Source organism: Pseudomonas sp. K5002, from assembly GCF_013386655.1.
Classification (GTDB): Bacteria; Pseudomonadota; Gammaproteobacteria; order Pseudomonadales; family Pseudomonadaceae; genus Aquipseudomonas.
Genome location: NZ_JACARK010000570.1, coordinates 1 through 4,308 on the forward strand (window position 1 = coordinate 1; position 4,308 = coordinate 4,308).

At 62.8% G+C, this 4,308-nt stretch carries 6 protein-coding genes; 3 read left to right on the forward strand and 3 right to left on the reverse strand.

Features of this window, described 5'->3' with window-relative positions; genetic code table 11:
* From HX846_RS23585 to HX846_RS23595, 3 genes are all read right to left on the reverse strand, one after another.
* Positions 1-245 (reverse strand): DUF3325 domain-containing protein (locus tag HX846_RS23585; RefSeq protein WP_178966191.1); only part of this gene is annotated, 245 nt, incomplete at its 3' end.
* Complete coding sequence (locus tag HX846_RS23590; RefSeq protein WP_178966192.1) at positions 246-1,820, reverse strand: PepSY domain-containing protein; 1,575 nt, start codon at positions 1,818-1,820, stop codon at positions 246-248.
* Entirely contained in the window at positions 1,817-2,119 is a 303-nt protein-coding gene (locus HX846_RS23595) for a DUF3649 domain-containing protein (RefSeq protein WP_003212759.1), read from the reverse strand. Before HX846_RS23595 ends, HX846_RS23590 begins: the two co-directional genes overlap by 4 nt.
* 159 nt (positions 2,120-2,278) lie before the next feature.
* Between HX846_RS23595 and HX846_RS23600 the strand changes: the two genes are divergently transcribed.
* The 3 genes from HX846_RS23600 to HX846_RS23610 all read left to right on the forward strand — a co-directional run.
* Entirely contained in the window at positions 2,279-2,767 is a 489-nt protein-coding gene (locus HX846_RS23600) for a sigma-70 family RNA polymerase sigma factor (protein WP_008438527.1), read from the forward strand.
* Positions 2,764-3,705 (forward strand): FecR domain-containing protein, encoded by a 942-nt coding sequence (locus HX846_RS23605; protein ID WP_178966193.1) that lies wholly within the window; start codon positions 2,764-2,766, stop codon positions 3,703-3,705. The genes HX846_RS23600 and HX846_RS23605 overlap by 4 nt, the downstream gene beginning before the upstream one ends.
* A gap of 90 nt (positions 3,706-3,795) precedes the next feature.
* A partial coding sequence (locus HX846_RS23610) for a secretin and TonB N-terminal domain-containing protein (RefSeq protein ID WP_178966194.1) occupies positions 3,796-4,308 on the forward strand: 513 nt, incomplete at its 3' end.

Here is a 4,308-nt window from a genome sequence, read left to right on the forward strand (position 1 = left end):
AACAGCAACACCAGCAACAACCCGCTGAGCATCAAGACCGCGCACCACTCCACCAACCCCTGGCTCCACCCGGTCGCGAGCACCGCCGGCCAGATCGAGACAATCAACAGCAGCCAGCCGCCCACGCGCAAACCCAGGCGCCGACGAGGCGAAGGTTTACTGTGCAGCAGTTCGCCATGGTGCCGGTCCATGGACAGGCACAACGCGGTAAACCCTGCGTAACACAGCAATAGCGCCAGGAGCATTCAGTTCACCTCGCCCTTGAGGGTCAATGGCCGGGCACGTTCGGCCTTGGGCTGAGGGACGCGGCGGTGCTGCATTTTCCAGGCAGCCCAGGCGAGGAACACACCGCTGCCCAGGCACGTCAGGTCGAAGCCGGCCATGGCCCAGTCGCCGTTGGCCAGGGTCACACCCAAATGCTGGGTCGTGGTCAGCGCGTTGAGCACCGGCACGCCGATAAACAGCAGCGCGCCCACACTCAATTGCTCAACCCAGCCGCGGCGCCCCTGGCGAACAATCGCGTGCAGGACGCTCAAGGCCCAGGCAATAAAGAAGGCTTGTACTTCCCAGTCCGAGCGCCCGGCAAAGCTGGCTGGTAACAGGCGGTTGGCCCAGAAGAATGCAGCGATGGCGATCATCAAGCCGGACATGCTGGCGATGTTCAGCACTTCCACCAGCCGCAGCTCAAAGGGCATCACACCGGTTTTGGTGTGCTTGAGCTGACGCTTGCCCAGCCACATCACCAGCCCGGTGCCGATCATTGCCGTGCCCGCGAGGCCGCAGATGAAATACAGCCAGCGCAATACCGGGCCGGCGAAATGGCCCATGTGCAAACCGTAGAAGCTGCCACCAATCGCCGCCGGCAGCGACTGCTCGCCGCTCACCCGCAACAGTTCGCCGGTAGTGCCGTTGAATGAGACGGTGCTGCCAAAGTCATGCACCACTCGATCCGACCCGGCGCGGAACACATTGACCGAGGCGTTTACATCGCTTGGATTATTCACCACCAGCCGTCCGACATGCCCGCCGGCCCATTGCTCGCGCGCCTGCTCGTACATCGGGCCCAGTGGCAGCAATTGCCCCGGCTGGCCGAGGGCCGGCGCATTGTCGGTGGCCGGAAACACATCGTTGAAGAACGCACGGGTGTCGTTGCCGTAGGAAGCGAGGATGCTCGCCGGCATCACCATGCTCATGAAAATCACCAGGCTGCTGTAGGTGATCATCAAGTGGAACGGCAACACCAGCACGCCCACGGCGTTATGCCCGTCTAGCCAGGACCGCTGGCCCTTGCGCGGGCGGAAGGTGAAGAAGTCCTTGAAGATTTTCTTGTGGGTGATGATCCCGGTGATCAACGCCACGAACATCACCATCGCGGCGATGGTCGACAGCCAGCGCCCCCACGGATAGGGCATTTGCAGCTGGAAGTGGAAACGATAGAAGAATTCGCCGCCCATGCTTTCCCGGGCCTGGACCTGCTGGCCGCTGACGGGATCGAGGAGTTTTTCGACGAAATTACCGCGTTTGCCCGGGTCGACCTTGTCTTGCCACATCACCGACAGGCCCGGCTCACGGCTGCTCGGCAAGGTGATAAACCAGCGCGCGGCATTGGGCGCCTGGTGTTGCAGATAGGTTTGGGCGGCGGCCAGGCTACGGGCGTCATCGACGGGATACGCCTGCACTTCGGGCTGCATCCAGTGGGTAATTTCGTCCTTGAAATACGACAGGGTGCCCGTCAGGAAAATCGCAAACAGCAGCCAGCCAAAGATCAGCCCGGCCCAGGTGTGCAACCAGGCCATGGCCTGGCGGAAGCCCTCTTTCATGTGCGCGCCATCCAGTACGCCAACCCCGCGAACGTGGCCATTATCGCGCTGGGCAGCAACACGCCAAACCAGGCGCGCCAGGCCGTGCGACAGGCGAAGCACCAGATGACTGCCAACAGGTAGAACACAAACGAACTCAGCATGCCGCTGATCACCGCATCGGCGCGGCTGGTGGGCAGCCACAGCGTCATGCACACGCTGGCCAGCGAGGCCAGCAGGTAACCGCCGACCACAGCCGCCAGCACCCGCGAAGTCACGGCAAGACGGTAGGAAACGGGAAGTGAGGTTTTGCGTTTCATGCACAAGGCGCCAGGTTCGTCAGTGCGCAATATTAATGATAAAGGTTCTCATAAGCAAAAGAGAACGCATCACTGGCAATTGCCGAACCCGCCTGCGCGCCCTACAATGCGAACAATTCTTGTTCTCTAAAGCATGCCCATGCTGCCGGAGTGTGCGCGTTGCAGCCGTCCAACACCGTCGAAGTCCTGTACCACGACCATCACCACTGGCTTACCGGCTGGTTGCGACGCAAGCTCGGCTGCCCGGAAAGCGCCGCCGACCTGGCCCAGGACACCTTCATCCGCGTGCTCACCGCACGGGAAACACCGACGCTGATCGAACCTCGCGCCTTCCTCACCACCATCGCCAAGCGTGTGCTGTGCAACCATTACCGCCGCCAGGACCTGGAGCGCGCCTACCTCGACGCCCTGGCGCAAATGCCCGAACACGTGGCGCCGTCGGAGGAAGAGCGGGCAATCATCCTGCAAACCCTGATGGAGCTGGACCAGTTGCTGGACGGCTTGGCGCCCCCGGTCAAACGCGCGTTCCTGCTGTCCCAGCTCGACGGCCTGACCTACGCGCAAATCGGCGCGGAACTGGGCATCTCCATCGCCACGGTCAAGCGCCATCTGAATAAAGCGGCGATGCGCTGCTACTTCGCCCTATGAGTTTCTCAACGCAAGTCGCCGAACAAGCGGTGCACTGGCTGATGGAAATGCAGCAGGGCCCGCTCAACCCACGCAAACAGGCGGCCTGGCAACAGTGGCTGGACGCCCACAGCGAACATCAGCGGGCCTGGGAGCACATCCAGCGAGTGAACCAGCGCTTGCGCGGGATGCCATCACCCCTGGCCCACGCCGCCTTGAATGCGCCGAAATCCAGCAGTCGTCGTCACGCCCTGAAGTTGTTGCTGATACTCGGCGCCGGGTCGGCAGCGGCCTGGGGTTTGCGCCAGCAACATATATTGCCGCCGTTGAGTGCCGACTACCGCAGCCCCATCGGCCAACGGCGCAAGTTCCAGCTGGCGGATGGCAGCCAGTTGCAGCTCAACACCGGCAGTGCGGTGGATGTGCATTTTGATGGCCAGCAACGCTTGATCCGCCTGCTCGAAGGCGAAATCCTGCTGACCGCCAAACCCGGCAACGCCCCGCTGCGGGTCATCACTTCCCAGGGTCTGCTCAGCGCCCAGGCGGCGCGGCTGAACGTGCGGCAATTCAACGATCACACACAACTGGCGGTGTTTGATGGGCACGTTGACGTGATGCCCAACACCTATAGCGGTTTGCCGTTGTCGGTGGAGAAAGCCCATCAGGTCAATTTCACCCGCAAAGGCTGGGACACCGCCCGCCCCAACGACGCCGGCAGCGGCGCCTGGGCCGACGGCATGCTGGTGGCGGCCCACATGCGCCTGGAAGATTTCCTCGCCGAATTGAGCCGTTATCGCCGTGGCCAGCTCAATTGCGACCCGCAGGTGGCCAACCTGCTGATTTCCGGCAGCTACCCGCTGGACGACAGCGAACGAATCCTGGACCTGCTGCAAGTCAGCCTGCCGGTCAGGGTCCGGCGGTTTACCCGCTACTGGGTCACTGTCGAAGCCCGTGCCTGAAATATTTTCAAACCCCGTGAGCCGTTTTCCGCACCTCGCGTGACAGAGAAGGAAAGCCACCTTGATCCTTCCTTCTCAGGACCGCACTTCATGCCCCAGCAACCGACTCGCCTGACGCCACTCGCCCGCACCCTGCGCCACTTGTTGCTGGGGGCCAGCCTCAGTTTCAGCACCGTTCCCTACGTAATGGCGGCCGACGCCAAGCCCTACCGCATCGCCCCTACGTCACTGGAAGCGGCGCTGAATCAATTTGGCCGGGAAGCCGGCGTGCTGATTTCATTTGGCTCGGACGTGACCGCCGGCGTGCAAAGCCACGGCCTGTCGGGCAACTACACCGCTGAAGAAGGCTTGAATGCGTTGCTCAAAGGCACCGGCCTGCAAGCCCGTGCCGAGGGCAACAACGCCTTCAGCCTGCAACCGGCGAATGCTCCGGCCACCCTCGAATTGGGCACCTCCAACGTGGTCGGCGACTGGCTGGGGGACGCGGCGCAAACCAACGTCTTCGAGCACCCTGGCGCCCGGGACGTGATCCGCCGCGAAGAATTCGAACGCCAGGGCGCCACCCAGGCCCGCGACGTGCTCAACCGCATTCCCGGGGTCAAC

Excerpts from the sequence above, each read along its gene's own strand:
- HX846_RS23590 (WP_178966192.1), bottom strand. The coding sequence starts at position 1,820 with ATGAAAGAGGGCTTCCGCCAGGCCATGGCCTGGTTGCACACCTGGGCC.
- HX846_RS23595 (WP_003212759.1), bottom strand. The coding sequence starts at position 2,119 with ATGAAACGCAAAACCTCACTTCCCGTTTCCTACCGTCTTGCCGTGACT.
- HX846_RS23605 (WP_178966193.1), top strand. The coding sequence starts at position 2,764 with ATGAGTTTCTCAACGCAAGTCGCCGAACAAGCGGTGCACTGGCTGATG.